This window comes from Holdemania massiliensis AP2 (assembly GCF_000327285.1).
GTDB lineage: Bacteria > Bacillota_I > Bacilli_A > Erysipelotrichales > Erysipelotrichaceae > Holdemania > Holdemania massiliensis.
The window spans coordinates 446,031-462,504 of the sequence record NZ_HE998568.1 but is presented as its reverse complement, the minus strand read 5'-3'; the positions used below and the strand labels follow the sequence as shown (position 1 = coordinate 462,504).

Below are 16,474 nucleotides of genomic sequence, written 5' to 3'. Positions count from 1 at the left end.
GGAGGCGAAGCGGATGAATACGGAAACAATTTTAAAGATATTACAGGAAAGAATTCACTCAACCATCGTTGCAACAATTGGAGATGATGGTCATCCTCAGGTTCGAGCGATTGACATCATGCTGATCGAGGATGGGAAACCGATATTTTTGACAGCGCGCGGGAAAGCTTTTTACGATCAGCTGATCAGCCAGCAGTTTATCGCCTTATCAGGTGTGAAGGAAGGCTGTTCCATATCCCTGCGGGGAAAGGTTCGCAGCGCGGATTCAGCCTTGCTGGAAAAGGCGTTTGAACAGAATCCCTACATGCAGACAATTTATCCAGGGATAACGCGGAAGGCGCTGGAAATGTTTGAACTTTATGAAGGGCAGGGCGAATATTTTGATCTCAATTTCCGTCCAATTTATCGTCAAAGTTTTACGATTGGGGGTGCGGAGAAAAACAAATGGCAATATACAGTAACATCCGCCTGCAGCGGTTGCGGCTTGTGTCTAGACATTTGTCCTCAGCATTGTATTGAACGGATCGGTAAAAAAGTGCGGATTCAACCAGAGCACTGTCTGCATTGCGGGTTATGTTTTGAAAGATGTCTCCATAAAGCGGTGGTGCCGACGGATGAATCAAAATGAACACTGTGGCTGGCTGATCCGCGGCTTGCTGGAAGAACAAGGATTAGAAAATCAGATTGATATGCCAACCGATCTTTTGTCGAGAAAGCAGCTGCTGCGAGCGTTGATGAATGTGCGCCCACCTAAACCAGTAGATTCAAAGTGGCTGGAGATCCAGGATGCCTATTATCAGGAAGAACTGCGAAATTCTGCCATTATAGATGCTGCGGCCCTGCCGGAAATTATACCAGGGATCAGTCTATGGCGCGGAGATATTACTAAAATCAAAGTGGATGCGATTGTCAATGCGGCCAACAATGCTTTGTTAGGCTGCTTCATTCCACATCATGGCTGTATTGACAACGCTGTTCATTCGTATGCGGGAATTCAGCTGCGCTTGGCCTGCCACGAATTCATGGAAAAACAAGATGTTCCGGAACCGATCGGACAGGCTGTTTTAACGCCGGGTTTTAATTTGCCGGCTAAGTGGGTACTGCATACCGTGGGTCCACAGGTTCATGGCGTTCTGACTCCTCAGCACTGCAAACAGCTGGAAGCCTGTTATCGTTCCTGTTTGCAAAAAGCCCAATCTTGTCAATTTTATACGCTTGTATTCTGCTGCATCGCGACTGGTGAATATCATTTTCCCTCCCTGGCGGCAGCCCAGATTGCGGTTAGCACTGTACAAAAGTTTATAGCTGAAAATGAAATGCCAAAGAAAGTCATATTTAATGTTTTTCAACAGCGTGATGAACAAATCTATCAAACTTTGTTAAACAAACAGAACAAGTTTTAAAGAAAACAGCAGCGTGATATGTGCAGTGGTTTTCTGATCGTTCAGGCGAAAAGGATACACCGATAGAAATATGGAAAAAAAGACGAATATGCTGATTTTATTGAAAAAAGCTCTGGATGAAGCTGATGCTGTTGTGATTGGCGCCGGTGCCGGACTTTCCAGCGCTGCCGGCATGACCTATTCGGGTCAACGCTTTACCGATCATTTTCAGGATTTTGCGGATCGTTATGGATTTCAGGATATGTATTCAGGAGGATTCTATCCGTTTGCAGCGCTGGAAGAATATTGGGCTTATTGGAGCCGTTTTATCGAACTGAATCGTTATTGTTCACCACCCTATCCAGTTTATGATGATTTGTTGGAATTGGTAAAGAATAAGGATTATTTTGTCATTACAACGAATGTCGATCATCAGTTTCAGAAATCCGGTTTTGAGCGTAAACGTCTGTTTTATATGCAGGGAGATTTTGGGCTATGGCAATGCAGCGTGCCTTGCCATCCGAAAACATATGATAATGAAGCGTTTGTACACCAAATGATTCGTCAACAGGCTGACTGCCGGATTCCCCCCGCCTTGATTCCCGTTTGTCCGCGATGTGGTAAACCCATGAGTATGAATCTCAGGATGGATACAACTTTTGTTGAAGATGAAGGCTGGCATTCCGCAGCTCAACGTTATAATCAATTTCTGTACAGACATCAAAATCACAAAGTTGTATTTTTTGAACTGGGGGTTGGATGGAACACTCCGGGAATTATCAGATATCCCTTCTGGCAGAGAACCAAAGTTTGGCCGCAAGCCGTCTACGTCAGTGTGAATCTGGAGGGTACAGTAATCCCAAACGAAATCCGCAGTAAAACAGTTAGTATACAAGATGATTTGCGGCATGTGATCACACAGCTAAGATCTCTTGATCAATCTTCCTTTTGATCCGATAAGTTTACCGACCTTTCTTTACAAGCTGGTCAGATAGCGGAATAATTGAAAATAGGGACAGACCGGGGTGCCGACTGGTCGGCTTTAATCGAAAATCATCGGATTCCGAAGAAAGTTGTTTTAAAATGAAAGCCGGCATAAGCTGATTGAAAGGAAGTCAGCAGATATTAATAAAAAGTAAGAAAAGAGCTTGAATCTGAGCACAATCTATTAGAAACTAACATCAGGAAGATGGATTGAATTCTGATCAGGAAATTCAATCCTATGGATAGGAGCAGAAAAGATGAATTTGGAATGGACGGAAACCGGCAGAATTACAAAATGTGTTTTTCACCAGGGAGAAGCGGTAGACTTTCGTTTGGATGAATATGGCGGGCCTGCCTGGCAGTGCCGACTGGGGGAGGAGCTGCGGATTTCCACCTCGCCGCGGTATAAAGACGGCTGGTTTAAAGAAGCCTTTTTTGGCATTGAGCTGCGGCATCGGATTAAGATGGAAGGGGAGTGTCTGATCATCGAAGCCGAAGCGGAGAATCAAAGCTCACAGACAATGCCGCTGGATCAGCTTGGCTTAAGGATCGGATTGGACTGCAGCATGGAAAGTTATCCACAATGGGATACGGTATTTGCGCCGACAGTGCTGCGTTGCGAGAAGACGTATTTCTGGGGGCTGTTAAAAAGTCCGCGCGGGCGTCAGATCGCAGTGTACAGTCCGGATCCCATTGCCAGCTGGCATTTGGATTACAACCGCTTTTTCGCCGATGGTGGTCACCGCATCCTGACCTTCTGTCTGGATTTTATGCAGAGCGGAAAGCTGCCACCGCGGCATCCGCAGTCTTTGCCGTTAGAGCCGGGAGAAATTCGCCGCTGGCGGGTTGAGCTGACGGAACTAAGCGGCGAGCAAACATTAAAATGTTGGCTGGCGGAAAAAGGCGTGCCGGTATTTGCGGGTGAACGATGGAGCGCAGAATGCGGAAGTTCATTGACATTTCAGCTGTTGTCTGCAACGGAACCCACACTCAGGGCGGAAGGTGAGCCGGTGAATTGCCAGCTTCAAGCACCGGGCGTCTATGCCGTAACTCTGCAGTCAGATCAGCCGCGGGAAATTTGTCTGATCGCCGAGAATGGGCGGCATCAGAGCGAGGCCTGGGTTCAGTTTATTCACCCCTGGCAAACGATCATGGAGGAAGCCGCCAAGCAGGTGCTGCTCCAACCGCAGAAAATGGGAACTCATTGCGAAAGCTGGTATGGCCTGTTTACTGGAGCACTGGCGATTGTGCATGATTTAAATTTTGACCACGAGGCTTATTATCAGAAAGTTCGTGAACTCATTCCGCTGGGCTTTGATGTGGAAAAGGGCTGTCCGATCGTTCATCCCGGACGGATTCAAAACACGGCCTGCATGATCGGTTTGTTAGCGGATCTGAGCATGGCAGCTCAGGATCGCAGACCGCTGGTGCTGGGAGCCAAGCTGGCGGATTGGCTGATTGAACACCGTCAGCGTGCTGATGGTGCTTTCTGCAATGGCAAGGGCAAGCATTATACCAGTGTGATCTATATTGCCAAAAGCATCCTGGAACTGGTTCTGGAAGAACGCAAACAGCCCGAAGCCTTCTGGCAGCAGTGTGCCCAGCGCCATTTTGTAGCTGCGAAACGGGCGATTGATGAGCTGGCGCTGCATCGTGATAACATTGAAACCGAAGGACAGGCCACGCTGGAAGATGGCATGCTGACATGTTCCGTGGCTCAGCTGACAATGCTGGCAAGACTGTTGGATCCGGATCAACGTCAGCCGTATATTGACGCGGCCGAGGCTTTGGTTGAAAAGCACCGCTGTTTAGAACGAACCGCGGTAGCGGACAGCCGCTGCACTCAGACGACACTCAGATTCTGGGAAGCTCAGTACGACGTTCTCATTATGGGCAATATGATCAATTCTCCGCATGGCTGGAGCGCATGGAAAGTTTATGGGATCCTGGATCTGTATCTGCTAACGGGGAAACGGGAATATCTGATCGACGCGATGAACACGCTGATGAGCTGTGTCAGCCTGCTTGATGTGGAAAAGAAAACGCTGAACTGGGCGTTTGTGCCGGATCCGCATCGGGAAGTCATGGCCTTTGTCAGCGATCCGCAGCAGCTAGGAAAAGGCAAATTTGTAAAGCAGACGATTGCTGAGGAACGGGTGGCGATGATCAGCCGCTGGTACCGCGCTCCGGAAGAGACCGCGGTGTTCGGTTATCTGGGCAGCTGGCCGGATGTTTCAACCGATCAGGGTGGCTGCTGCGACAACGACGTCCATGAGATTTTTAAATGTGCGGAGGAAGTCATTTTAACTAAAGCCTATGTGCATGAAGAAAAGGGTAGCAGGGATGTCTTTCACTGCACGGCCGAAAATACCGCGGAAGGTCTTGTGATCCGGCTGCGCGAAGCGCTGGTTGATCAGGTTCATGTTTTGCTTTCCTCTGAAAAGAAAGTGACCGTCGAATTTGCTTCCGGCACAGTAACCGTCATCCTGCAGCGCGGATGGATTGAGGCGGATGGAACGGTGAGGGCAGATTAAAGAGACAAATGGGAACCCGATTAACAGATACAAGCCAGTCCGGTTTTCAAAACAGAAAGCTAAATAAACGCAAGATGCGGGATCATCCAAGGAAAGAAGGCAGACGATGAGATGGAAATGGAAGATTGGATTGATGGTCAGCCTGTTGTTAGTCAGCGGATGCGCTAAATCAACTTTGCCGTCCGCTGCTTCGCCGCGGACGCTCGTCATTGCGACGGATCTGCATTATCTGGCGCCTGAGCTGCATGATCAGGGCGAACGCTTTCAGCGATTAATTGAGGAAAGCGATGGGAAGCTGACAGCCGAGAGTGAATCCATCGTAGATCAATTTATCCAGGAGATGCTGATGAAAAAACCTCAGGCCGTAATTTTAAGCGGCGATCTGACATTCAATGGGGAAAAGCTCAGCCATCAAAAACTGGCACAGAAGCTTCAGCGATTAACTGAGGCCGGGATCGATGTCTGGGTCATTCCCGGCAATCACGATTTAAACAATACCTCGGCGGCCTCATTCAGTCAGGATCAGGCCCGGCGCGTGGAATCGGTCAGCGCCGCGGAGTTTTCCGCAATCTATCAGAATCTGACGAACCGGAAGGCGATCAGTCAGGATCCGAATTCGCTGAGCTGCCTTGTTCCGATTGCCGAAGATCTGATGCTGTTGCTGCTGGACGCCAACAGTGAAGCCGTAGCGGGAACGATCAGCGAACCGACTCAGCAGTGGATTCAAGCTCAGCTTGAACAAGCCCAGGCTGAAAAGCAAACCATTATCTCGGTCAGTCATCAGAATCTGACAAAGCATACGACGCTGTTTTCCTCTGGTTTTAAGATACAAAATGCCGATGAAGTCAGAGCGCTGCTGAAAGTTGCGGATGTCCGCGTTCATTTCAGCGGCCACATGCACATCCAGCACATTCAAAAACAGGAGGGAATAACGGATATCGCAACCTCCTCGCTTTCCGTGTCACCGCTGCAGTACGGCTTGATCACATTGGATGAAGACCGCACGCTGCATTATCAAACGCAGAGGCTGGCTCATCCTGAGTTAAAAGCGAAAGCCAAACAATGCTTCGAGCAGACAACCCATAGGCAAGTTCAGCGTGGTCTGGCTGACTCATCCCTGTCCCCGCAGGAACAAGCCGCCATGATCGAATTGGCGATCAGGATGAATAATGAAATCTTTGATGGAACGCTGGCTGACAATTTCGCAGCCATCCTGCAGGATCCAGCCTGGCTGCTGTGGAAAAATCAAGCCGGAAGCTTATTCTTCAGTCAATATCTGCAGGCGATGGTGGAGGAAGCCCAGCCGAACCAGAATGAAATTACGCTGGCGCTGCGTTGAGGAGAACCCAATCCACAAGACTTTCAAATGAATACGAATCAGAGGAATTTTTATATTCCTTTTCATCTCTGGGCAGCGCTTGGGAAACTGCGTCACTTCTCTGTTAAACAAAAAAATGCAAGGATGTGATGTATTTATCTTATTCAATGATTGACATTCCTATAATAAGTGATATATTTGTCTTGTAAAGAGATAAATATATCTCGTGGAGGAACTTTGATGAATAAAAAATCGATGTTTCGCTGGCTGATGGCCGGCGGTGTTATCCTGTTGATCGTCTTGCTTTCCTGTGCTTATTCCGTCTTTGAAAATGAAAGCCGCTTGGTAGCGCCCATGGATTTTTCCACCTACCAATTTCGGGTAAAAGATTTACCGATGTTAATCTCAATTCCTCTGCTTATCGTTTACATTCTGGCGCTGATCGTGCGGTTGTTTCTTGCCTTAAAGCAGCAGCGTCTGCAGGATCAGCCTGGGTATACGCGCCGCGTAGATCCACGATTCGGCTTGTTCGGCTTTTTTGGCTTCTTAGGCTTCCTCGGTTTTTACAGCTATGCAAGCCAACGTGTGATCTTCCCGTTTTTCTTCTTTGTTTTCTTCGGCTTTTTCGGTTTCTACTATGAAGGAAAAATGTCGGGTACGCTGGCGGATGAGATGTTTGAGGAGCATCGTGTAAAAGCGCAGCTAAAAGCTTATAAGGTGGGGATGAGTCTGATCTTTGCGATCTTGTGGCTGGTCGGCTTCGGTTTGTTTAACCGGCAGTTAGATTATGTAGCGATTTACCTGACGATCGGGATTTCACTGGCGTATGCCGTCACGTTGTTTTTAAGCGAGTACCTGTTGTACCGCTACGAACACCAGGAGTAGGATCATGCCGGAATTTATTTGTCAGTTAAAGCAATACCGCGCAGAGAAAGGGCTGACGCAGCAGCAGCTGGCTGATCTGGTGCATGTTCGGCGGGAAACGATTATGCGCCTGGAAAAAGCGCAGTATAATCCCTCGCTGAAATTGGCGATTGATATTTCACGGGCAGTTGAACAGCCGATTGAGAAATTATTTATCTTTGATTGATAGAATCAGCTTGAGTCAGACGCGGCGTCCGGGTTTATACTGAAGCTGCGAGGTGAAGAAAATGCGAATTCATGAAGCAGCGGAACAGCTGGGGTTGAGCCAGCGGGCAATAAAATATTACGAAAATGAGGGATTGCTGAAAGTCGGACGGGATGAAAACGGCTATCGCAATTACACCCAGCAGGATCTGAATCAATTGAAAAAAATCTCACTGTACCGCCGATTGGGGATTGCCGTGAAAGATATCGAAGACTTATTAAAAAACGAAGATCCTTCGCGTCTGCGGGAAATCCTGATCAAAAAACAAAATCAGCTGCATCAGGATCACATGCAGCTGCAGGCTTTGGAAAAATATCTCAGTGAAGGAGATCTGGATGAGGCACTGCAGACGATAGACTATGAAACAATTGCACAGGCGATGCGGGATATGTTTCCGGGTTTTACCGGGTACTATTTCATGCATCACTTCATGCCGTATCTGCAGATCCGGATCACAACGCCTCAGCAGCAGGCTGCCTATCAGCGGATCCTGGCCTTTTGGGATTCGGTTTCCATTAAAATTCCATTGTTGCTGCGTCTGATTTCCTTTGTGCAATATAAGCTGGGCGGGGATAAAGCGTTCAGTCAGGCTGAAAAGATGGAGAATCAGATGAAGCAGATGATTGAACTCAGTGATCAGGATTACGAGAAACTGAAAAGACAAGTATTGCAGGGCGTTAAACTGAAAACGAGCTTTCCGATGAAATATCATCCGGCCTTTATAGCTCAGCGCAAATTGATGAAACAGCTGCAGGACTGCGGCTACAATGATATTTTCATTCCCAGCATGATCGCCCTTTCGCCTGCCTACAAGACCTATCATGAAGCGCTGGACCGCATGAATCAGCGGATATGCGAGGATTTGGGGCTGTATTACAATACTCGCTATGAGCTTGTGTTCAAAGCGAAGACGAAGCCAGCTGATCAACGGGAGGAAAGCAAGGATCGGCCTGTATAGGAAGCTTGTAATAAGAAATCGGATAAAGCAGGAACTTCCTGAACTGAGATCCGATTTTTTCTTTCTTTTAATAAAATGGAAGACAAAGGACATTTGAGCCAGCATAACACCTTCCAATTGATCGTTTTTTCAAAAAAAGCTTGACCTGGAGCCAGCTTCAGGTGTTAATCTAATAGAGAACAGAATAAGGGGGATTGCGATGAAAGAAAAAACACCGCTGGTCGTGGTCATTGACGGACAGGGCGGGATGATCGGCCGGAAATTGTGTGATCGGCTGCTGGAGTGCAATCCTGAACTGAATCTGTTGGCCCTGGGCACCAACAGCGCTGCAACTTCAACGATGCTGAAAGGAAAAGCGCGGCAGGGCGCAACCGGAGAAAATCCGGTTTTAGTCGCTGCCCGGCGGGCGGCGGTGATTGCCGGTCCGGCTTCCCTTGTCGTAGCCGATTCGATGCTGGGTGAAATCACTCCGAAGATGGCGGCGGTGATCGGACAGAGCGATGCGGAAAAGGTCTTAATCCCTTTAAACCGCTGCGGAATTCTGATCGCTGGGGTTCAGGATTGTTCTGTCGACGAGCTGATTGAAAAGGCTGCCGGCCTGATCCTGGAAAGACTTGCTGTTTGATGTTTTCGGCAGAAGCTGAAATGTCGTTCCAACCAGAAACAAAAAGCGAATGCGGAAATCACGAAGGTTTCCATGCGGCAGAGCACTGTTGTTTTTGAGTAGGAGAAAACAAAGATGAAAAATACGAAACATTTGATTATTACGGCTTTATGTATGGCCTTAGGCGTTGTTCTTCCAATGGCCTTTCACGTCATTCCCAATGCCGGCAGCGTGATGCTGCCGATGCACATTCCGGTTTTGCTTTGCGGTCTGATCTGCGGTCCGATCTTGGGCTTGATCTGCGGAATTTTCACACCGGTGCTGTCGTCCTTGGTTACCGGGATGCCGGGTCCGGCGTATCTGCCAAGCATGATCTGCGAGCTGGCGGTTTATGGCCTGCTTGCCGGAATCATGATCAAAGTGATGAAGACGGAAAAACCGATGATCAATCTGTATGCCGCGCTTGTCACAGCGATGATCGGCGGACGGATCGTTTATGGATTGATGAACGCACTGATTTTTAGAGCTGGGGCGTATTCCATTCAAATGTGGATGACGGCGTCCTTCGTAACGGCGCTGCCGGGTATTCTTCTGCAGCTGCTGATCCTGCCGGCTGTGGTTTATGCCTTGCAGAAGGCGAAGCTGGCGTGAGTGAACTGACGGACATCCTGCTTTGGCATGCCGCGCATTATCCCGCAATGCAGCCGCAGGATGCAGTCAAGCTGATTTATCAAAACGAATTCGGCTGCGAGCATCTGATTGGCGATGCGCAGGGAATGCTGGAATTTCTCAAGCAGGAGATCGAAGCGAATACGGATCGTCCCCGCGTGCGGTCCTGGGATGAACTTGGCAATGGTTTGGTGCGGCTGCATTTAGCCGGATTAAAACCGACTCAGGCGGAAGCCATCTTTGAAGCCATGCTGCATACGGCTCAACGGCATCAAGGCCGTGAAGCCGCATTTCAAATGAAGCTGAAAGAATTGGAAAATCTGGCGCAGCGAGGAAAAATGCCGTTTGATGAACGGACATGGAAAACTTGGCTAACGAATTATCCAGGCGGCGCAGTGCATCATTCGGACGTTTATCGGCGTCAGGAACATCCAGCATACAGAGTGATTTTACAAGCTTACGCAATCGATTTAGCTCGTTTGTAAAATAACAGGTCTATTCTTTTCCTAGGAGCTTTGTCAATCGGAATTCAAAGAGAAACAGGTTCAGCAGATAACATCGCTGAACCTGTTTTGAATTGTCAGGACAGAACTGAAAAGGGACGGTATAATGGATTCGAGAAACAGATGAGCCTGAGTTCTCATGGACAAAGGTTAGATAAGAAGGAGGAGAGGGAAAGACAATGAAGGTATTGGAAGATAAAAAATGGATTCAAGGAAAATGGATTAAGAATCAGGAATGTTCAGATTTAGAACTGAGAAAAAGAATGGATGTTTTTACAGATCTTCTGCAGCGCAAAAAGACGATGGTCTGTTCCTATCCTTCCCCAAAGGGGATGATTATTTCCAAAGCGGTGTATATCAACTTTGTTGAAAATGGGAAGGAAATCTGGATAAATACCGATGAGAACGCGGAATTTTGTCAGTATTTAAAGTCGAACAAGCAGGTGACCGGTATTATTTTTGATGAGGAATCGGTCTGCGGAGTGATGCTGCAGGGGCAGGCGGAGTTTGAGCAGCGGGAAGCGTATATTAGAAAATCATGGCGAAGTGAGCTGAACGATTGGTATCCAGAGGGAATGTTCGGCGGTGATTTCAAAGTTATTCATTTTACGATCCAGCAGATCAAAGTCTTCTTTGATTCCAGAGAAACTTACATTGAGCTGGGATGATCAATAAAGCAAGGAGACTAAGGCGGCAACTGTGAAACTTGCATCCTTTTTGATATATTTTTTATGATCGGCCTTGATCAATTCTGCTTCCACGGCTAAGATAAGCTCAGAGAGATCTTGAGCTTAACCAATATTTCAAGCTGGGGAACCCGTGAAATGGAGGAATCATGATGGGTGAAAGAATGCTCGATAAGCTGAATACACCGACATTTGAGGAGATGGCGGAAACTTGCGGTAAAAGCCGTGCGTTGTTTATTCAAATCAATGAATTGCTGTCTGCCGTTTGCGGCACGGTACAGACGATTTGCTTTCCCTATGGGAATCACTATGGCTGGGCAGTCGCTCATAAAAAAAAGAAAAAACTGATCTGCAATGTTTTTGCGGAAACAGATTCGTTGACGGTGATGCTTCGCTTATCGAACGAACAATTTGCGCAGATCTATTATCAAGTTGAACAGGAAACGCAAGCCTGCATTGATAAGAAATATCCTTGCGGGGACGGCGGCTGGCTGCATTATCGGGTAACCAATGAAGCTCAGTTTCGCGATGTTCAGAAGATGCTGGAATTGAAATGCAGAGCGTAAGCAGACTTTACTCTGTTCGATCAAGATAAAGAAAAAGTATTCTTTTATCATTTTTACAATAAAAAAAGCTTGACCTGGAGCCAGCTCTAAGAGTTACGATAAAAGCAGGAAATCGTTAGAAAAACAGGAGGAAGCAAAGATGATCTATCGTACATTAGGCAGCACAGGCCTGAAAGTCAGTGAGATTGGTTTGGGCTGTGAAGGATTTACGGAAGAAGAAGGCCGGAACACCTATGCTTTGGTGGATGCGGCAGCGGAGGCGGGAATCAATTATTTTGATCTGTATTCTCCTGATCCCAACCTCCGTCATCACCTCGGCGAAGCCCTGAAAGGACGGCGGGATCAGTTTATTATTCAGGCTCATTTGTGTTCCGTGTGGATCGACGGTCAATATAAGCGCACGCGGAAGGTCGAAGAAGTACGGGCTGGATTTGAGGATTGTTTGACTCAGCTGCATACTGATCATGTGGAAGTCGGCATGATCCATTATGTGGATTCCTTGAAGGACTGGCAGGAAATTGCCGAGGGACCGGTGATGCAGTATGCGCTGCAGCTGAAGAAAGAAGGCCGGATCGGACATATCGGTTTAAGCAGCCATAATCCGGAAGCGGCGATCAAAGCAGTGGAAAGCGGCTTGATCGAAGTGCTGATGTTCAGCGTAAATCCCTGCTATGACCTGCAGCCGGGAAGTGAGGATATCGAAACCTTATGGGCGGATGAAAGCTATGCAAAACCATTGGTGAACATGGATCCGCAGCGCGAGGCGCTGTATGAATTATGCCAGCGCAAAGGCGTGGGCATCACCGTTATGAAACCGTTTGGCGGCGGAGATTTATTGGATGAGAGCCTGTCGCCGGCAGGCAAAGCTCTGACCCCGATTCAGTGTCTGCATTATGCCCTGACCCGTCCCGGCGTTGCGACCGTGCTGCCGGGAGCGCATACGGTTGAAGAGCTGCGCCAAAGTGTTGCTTATGAAACCGCCAGTAAGGAAGAACGGGATTATGCTTCGGCGCTGGCGTCCTTCCCGAAAATCAGCTGGAAAGGCCATTGTATGTACTGCGGTCACTGCGCTCCATGTCCGATGGAGATCGACATCGCCACAGTGACAAAATTTTTAAATTTGGTGAAAGCTCAGAGCGGGATGCCAGAAACCGTCCGGGAACACTATGCGGTTCTGGAACACACTGCCTCTGAATGCATCGGCTGCCATGCCTGTGAAAAACGCTGTCCGTTTGATGTGGAGGTCACGGAGAACATGCGTCAAGCCGCGGCTGTATTCGGCAAATAATCAGTTTGCAGTGAAGCATAATCAAAGGGAACAGGAGGGATTAAAAGGTATGAATATTGCGGAAGTCAGTAAAAAATACAATCTCACACAGGACACGCTGCGTTATTATGAACGGGTAGGACTGCTTCCTAAAGTCAACCGCACAGCCAGCGGTATTCGCGATTATACTGAGGAAGACTGCCGCTGGGTAGAGTTTATCAAATGTATGCGTCAGGCAGGCCTGCCGATTGAAGTGCTGATCGAATATGTAGCGTTATTCCAAAAGGGGGATGAAACAATTGAGGCCCGCAAACGGCTGCTGATCGAACAGCGGGAGCAGCTGATTGAAAGACTGGATGAAATGAACAAGACGTTGGAACGCTTGAATTATAAAATCGCTGCCTATGAACGCAATGCCGAATGTCATCCCTGATTAAAAGGAGAGCGAAAACTCGGCTGATATTCAGATTTAAGGCTCAGATTGCAAAAAAATTATGTTTTGACTCCACGGTATAGTTCGTTTGTTTGAGCTATGCCGTTTTCTTATGGAAAAGGATAGAAAAGCCCCTGTCTGATTTTCAGACAGGAGCCTGAATTATAACTCCAGTTTTGCCCGCAGATCCAATATAGTATCGGCGGCGATCTGGGTTAAATGAGCGGTCAGCGCATGCAGATCCATCGAATTCAGGGAGCCCAGCGCCTCCATCACTAACGGCAGATTGACGCCGACTAAACACTGAATTGGAATGTCGGAAAGTTCAGTCAGCGCCAAGGCTGTCATGTTGCAGGGCGTTCCCGCGAACAGATCGGCAAAGATCAGCACGCCGTCGCCTTCATTCACTTTGCGGACTTCCGCGACAATCCGGTCTTTTAATTCCAGCGGATTATCCTGCGGATTTAAGCTGAGGGCTGTTATGTCAGAGGCCTGGGGAAAAAACATTCCGGCGCTGACTTTCAGCGCTTCGGCCAGCGGCCCATGGGTGACGATCAGAATTTGAATCATTCAGCATTCCTCCTTTGTTTCTTTTTCTGCGGCCTCCGATGCCTGCCGTTTCAGAATTCCCCGACAGAAAGCCTCAACTTCTTGTGCTTCACCCAGTACCCGCAAAGGGAGAATAAACATCTGATGCGGGGCATGGAAGAACAACAGCGTATGAGCCAGGGGGACTATGCGTTGGATATCCGAATAGGTCAGCGTCTGGCCTGCAATTTGAATGTCATCGCTGAAGACCGCGGTTACCGGAATGTATCGGGCGTTGGCCAGCGTTTCTTTGAACAGCCCGCTGACTTGGTTATGCAGATAGATTGTCCAAAGCCAGCGGCTGATTTTTAAAATCCATAAGACGCTGAGTCCAAGGGTGAGGATCCAGCCTAAAAGCGTGGAAGCGCCATGGAAATAGATCAGGGTGAAAAGAGCCAGGATCGGAATGCTCAGCTTTATCGCCAGATACCGCGTTTTATTGCGGGGCAGCAGGGAAGCCAGAAACTGATAGGCTTCTGCCAACTCCACGTCCTGAAGGGTAAAGGTGATCGATTTGTCCATGCAGTCTGATTTATTCCGCATGATCCTGTAGCTGCAGGTAATGGTTCAGGAATCGTTCAGTAATTAGATGCGGCCGAGTGATGGCGGTGCCGATCGTGATCATATCTGCCCCAGCTTCTACCACGGCGTCGATGTCTTTCAGTTCCCAGATTCGTCCTTCCGCGTTGACCGGCAGGGTGAAATCGGCTTTCAGCTGCCGAACCAGTTCTGTATCTGGGCCTTCAATCGGCTTGACTAAGCCTGACAAGGTTGTGGAGAGAATATCAACAGCTCCGCTTTGAGCGCAGATCTGGCATTCTTCATAGGTCGCGCAGTCTGCCATGACGCCGATGTTTGGAAAAGCTTCACGGATTTGATGAAGCAGCTCCAGCAGCTCGGATTTGCCGCGTTTTTTCGTAATCCGGGCGTCAAGCGCAAGCAGATCCGCTCCCGCTTCCACCACTTCGCGGGCTTTTTCAAAGGTCGGCGTAATGAAGACGTCATCCAGACTGTTTCCCGCTTGCGGCATGATTTTATTGATTCCGATGATGACTAGATCCGGACTTAATGAACGGGCAGCCCGGATGTCCTGCGGCCAGCAGCAGCGAACAACCTTTGCCCCGCCCAGCATCGCGCTCTGTACCATTCTTTTCATGTTTTCCGCACCGTAGAGCGGCGTATCTTCGTAAGCCTGGCACGAAACGATCAGCTGGCCTAGGCAGGCGTTTACACAGGTTTTCATCAGACTGTCAAAATTCCTGAGAAGTATCCGAGGATCGCGATGACCAGATACAGCAGGATCATTTTGGTCGCGCTCCAGTTCTTCTTGGCCATCAGATAATAGGTGCCCAAAACGGCTAAGAAAACCGGCAGCTTCGGCCAGACGCCATTGATTAGTGACTGCAGATCAACGATAACAACGCCGTCTTTGACATATTGAAAGCCTAGATTAATGTTGGCATAAGCACAGGCGATGCAGCCGACGACCATCAGACCGACAATGTTTAAGGCGCTGATGATGTCATCCTTTAAATCATTGCCAAGGATCAGCTCAGCGGCTTTCGCACCGAAGGCAACGCCGCGGTTAAATAAGAACCATGTCAGCGGCACCATCACCGCTAAGAAGGCGACGATGTAGAAGATTGCCCCAGTAATCTGCCCGTCCGCGCTGAGTCCGCAGGCAATCGCCAACAGAATCGGAATGAACGTTCCCGGCAGCAGCGCGTCGCCAATTCCGGCAAACGGTCCCATCAATGCCGATTTGATCGACGTGATCAGATCTTCCGGAATATCCTCGCCGCGGGCTTTTTCCGCTTCCATGCCCAAAGTGATGCCCGGAATCAGACAGCCGATGAACGGCTCGGTATTGAAAAACGGCAGATGACGGGCCATCAGTTCCTGCTGCTTTTGTTTGTCGCCGGGGTAGAGATCTTCGCGGATATCGCCGAACATCTTGACTAAGGCCGGAGCCTGCATCGTTTCCGGCTGATACAGGGAAAGATTGAAGCACATCCAATTGATATAACATTTGCGGATCAGCTTTTTAGAAAGCACGCTGTCTTTCTTTTCTTGATTGATGGAAGTCATCAGTTCTGCACCTCTTTCCGACTGCGGCTAATTTTGAATTCAAATAACGCGAACAGAATGGCGAAGACCAAAACTGTCAGCATGTCGACGCCTAAAACGCCGACAAAAGCGAAACCAACGGTGAAGAAAATGAGATCCGTCGGATTTTTAACCAACAATTTCATTAGAATGGCGAAGCCGATTAACGGCATTGGATTGCCAAAGATGGTCATGATGTCGATCAGCCACTGCGGCGAATTCGCTACGAGCATTTCAATCGCGCTCTGCCCCCAATACAAACAGATGAAAGTCGGAATGAAGCGGAACAGGAACTTGACGGCGTTGCCCCAGACCGGAACCCAGGCCGCGGCTTTTAATTTCCCCTGTTCCACCAGCTTCTTCTGATAGTTGACCGGCAGCAGCGTTGCGGCATAGCACGGCGTTGCCATGATCTGACCCACTGCCGAAGCCGTGACCGCCAGGGCAACCGTCGTTCCGGAATCCAGATGCGCGACGACGCCTAACGGTATCGCGATAAAGGTAGCCAGATTCATATCCGGCGTAATCGATCCGCCCGGCGTGACTAAACCGATGAAGATCAGCTGCACATAGGTGCCTAAAATCATCGCGGTTTTGACATCGCCCAGAATCAGACCGATGAACAGAGCCGAAACTAACGGCCGGCCAAGGCAGTACCATCCGATTAAGCCGCCGCCCAGAAACGGCGTGTGAATGTAAGTCAGATAACCAAGCAGAGAAATGAGTATGACCTGAAGTAAATTCATC

Annotated in this window: 20 protein-coding genes; 15 read left to right on the top strand and 5 right to left on the bottom strand. The window is 48.7% G+C overall.

The features are described 5' to 3' along the window. Positions 1-13 precede the first annotated feature (13 nt). From BN162_RS09980 to BN162_RS09910, 15 genes are all read left to right on the top strand, one after another. The gene (locus BN162_RS09980; RefSeq protein ID WP_020224948.1) at positions 14-628 is read left to right on the top strand and encodes a 4Fe-4S dicluster domain-containing protein; all 615 of its coding nucleotides are present in this window, start codon (positions 14-16) and stop codon (positions 626-628) included. Beyond that, complete coding sequence (locus BN162_RS09975; protein WP_020224947.1) at positions 615-1,403, top strand: protein-ADP-ribose hydrolase; 789 nt, start codon at positions 615-617, stop codon at positions 1,401-1,403. The genes BN162_RS09980 and BN162_RS09975 overlap by 14 nt, the downstream gene beginning before the upstream one ends. 70 nt (positions 1,404-1,473) lie before the next feature. After that, positions 1,474-2,334, top strand: a complete 861-nt coding sequence (locus BN162_RS09970; protein ID WP_020224946.1) for an SIR2 family NAD-dependent protein deacylase — start codon at positions 1,474-1,476, stop codon at positions 2,332-2,334. 289 nt (positions 2,335-2,623) lie between these two features. Further along, a complete protein-coding gene (locus BN162_RS09965) occupies positions 2,624-4,900 on the top strand; it encodes a hypothetical protein (RefSeq protein WP_020224945.1) in 2,277 nt (758 codons plus the stop codon). Positions 4,901-5,006: 106 nt separating this feature from the next. Beyond that, the gene (locus BN162_RS09960; RefSeq protein ID WP_020224944.1) at positions 5,007-6,239 is read left to right on the top strand and encodes a metallophosphoesterase family protein; all 1,233 of its coding nucleotides are present in this window, start codon (positions 5,007-5,009) and stop codon (positions 6,237-6,239) included. A gap of 219 nt (positions 6,240-6,458) precedes the next feature. After that, positions 6,459-7,103, top strand: coding sequence for a DUF3796 domain-containing protein (locus tag BN162_RS09955; protein ID WP_020224943.1), 645 nt, complete (start codon positions 6,459-6,461; stop codon positions 7,101-7,103). Between the two features lie 4 nt (positions 7,104-7,107). Beyond that, positions 7,108-7,308 (top strand): helix-turn-helix transcriptional regulator, encoded by a 201-nt coding sequence (locus BN162_RS09950; protein WP_020224942.1) that lies wholly within the window; start codon positions 7,108-7,110, stop codon positions 7,306-7,308. Positions 7,309-7,369: 61 nt separating this feature from the next. Further along, the gene (locus tag BN162_RS09945; RefSeq protein WP_020224941.1) at positions 7,370-8,305 is read left to right on the top strand and encodes a MerR family transcriptional regulator; all 936 of its coding nucleotides are present in this window, start codon (positions 7,370-7,372) and stop codon (positions 8,303-8,305) included. Positions 8,306-8,504: 199 nt separating this feature from the next. Continuing rightward, positions 8,505-8,930 carry a DUF3842 family protein gene (locus BN162_RS09940; RefSeq protein WP_020224940.1) on the top strand — a complete coding sequence of 142 codons (426 nt, stop codon included), beginning with the start codon at positions 8,505-8,507 and terminating at the stop codon, positions 8,928-8,930. A gap of 114 nt (positions 8,931-9,044) precedes the next feature. Further along, positions 9,045-9,560, top strand: coding sequence for an ECF transporter S component (locus BN162_RS09935; RefSeq protein ID WP_020224939.1), 516 nt, complete (start codon positions 9,045-9,047; stop codon positions 9,558-9,560). Further along, a complete protein-coding gene (locus tag BN162_RS09930; protein WP_020224938.1) occupies positions 9,557-10,063 on the top strand; it encodes a hypothetical protein in 507 nt (168 codons plus the stop codon). The genes BN162_RS09935 and BN162_RS09930 overlap by 4 nt, the downstream gene beginning before the upstream one ends. A gap of 197 nt (positions 10,064-10,260) precedes the next feature. Continuing rightward, positions 10,261-10,749 (top strand): pyridoxamine 5'-phosphate oxidase family protein, encoded by a 489-nt coding sequence (locus tag BN162_RS09925; RefSeq protein WP_020224937.1) that lies wholly within the window; start codon positions 10,261-10,263, stop codon positions 10,747-10,749. Between the two features lie 170 nt (positions 10,750-10,919). Beyond that, positions 10,920-11,333 carry a DUF3788 domain-containing protein gene (locus tag BN162_RS09920; RefSeq protein ID WP_020224936.1) on the top strand — a complete coding sequence of 138 codons (414 nt, stop codon included), beginning with the start codon at positions 10,920-10,922 and terminating at the stop codon, positions 11,331-11,333. A 139-nt stretch (positions 11,334-11,472) separates the two neighbouring features. Further along, on the top strand, positions 11,473-12,621 hold the full coding sequence (locus BN162_RS09915; RefSeq protein WP_020224935.1) for an aldo/keto reductase: 1,149 nt from the start codon (positions 11,473-11,475) through the stop codon (positions 12,619-12,621). Between the two features lie 49 nt (positions 12,622-12,670). Further along, on the top strand, positions 12,671-13,033 hold the full coding sequence (locus tag BN162_RS09910; protein WP_020224934.1) for a MerR family transcriptional regulator: 363 nt from the start codon (positions 12,671-12,673) through the stop codon (positions 13,031-13,033). Between the two features lie 162 nt (positions 13,034-13,195). Here BN162_RS09910 and BN162_RS09905 read toward each other — a convergent pair whose 3' ends face one another. Genes BN162_RS09905 through BN162_RS09885 form a run of 5 tightly spaced genes read right to left on the bottom strand, consistent with a single transcriptional unit; the run spans position 13,196 to position 16,473 of the window. Further along, a complete protein-coding gene (locus tag BN162_RS09905; protein WP_020224933.1) occupies positions 13,196-13,603 on the bottom strand; it encodes a PTS sugar transporter subunit IIA in 408 nt (135 codons plus the stop codon). Continuing rightward, positions 13,604-14,164 carry a YcxB family protein gene (locus tag BN162_RS09900; protein ID WP_020224932.1) on the bottom strand — a complete coding sequence of 187 codons (561 nt, stop codon included), beginning with the start codon at positions 14,162-14,164 and terminating at the stop codon, positions 13,604-13,606. Next, on the bottom strand, positions 14,154-14,864 hold the full coding sequence (locus BN162_RS09895; protein ID WP_020224931.1) for an N-acetylmannosamine-6-phosphate 2-epimerase: 711 nt from the start codon (positions 14,862-14,864) through the stop codon (positions 14,154-14,156). Before BN162_RS09895 ends, BN162_RS09900 begins: the two co-directional genes overlap by 11 nt. Beyond that, entirely contained in the window at positions 14,864-15,709 is an 846-nt protein-coding gene (locus BN162_RS09890; protein WP_020224930.1) for a PTS system mannose/fructose/sorbose family transporter subunit IID, read from the bottom strand. Before BN162_RS09890 ends, BN162_RS09895 begins: the two co-directional genes overlap by 1 nt. Beyond that, positions 15,709-16,473: a PTS mannose/fructose/sorbose/N-acetylgalactosamine transporter subunit IIC gene (locus BN162_RS09885; RefSeq protein ID WP_020224929.1), complete on the bottom strand. Its 765-nt coding sequence runs from the start codon at positions 16,471-16,473 to the stop codon at positions 15,709-15,711. The genes BN162_RS09890 and BN162_RS09885 overlap by 1 nt, the downstream gene beginning before the upstream one ends. Position 16,474: the final 1 nt, after the last annotated feature.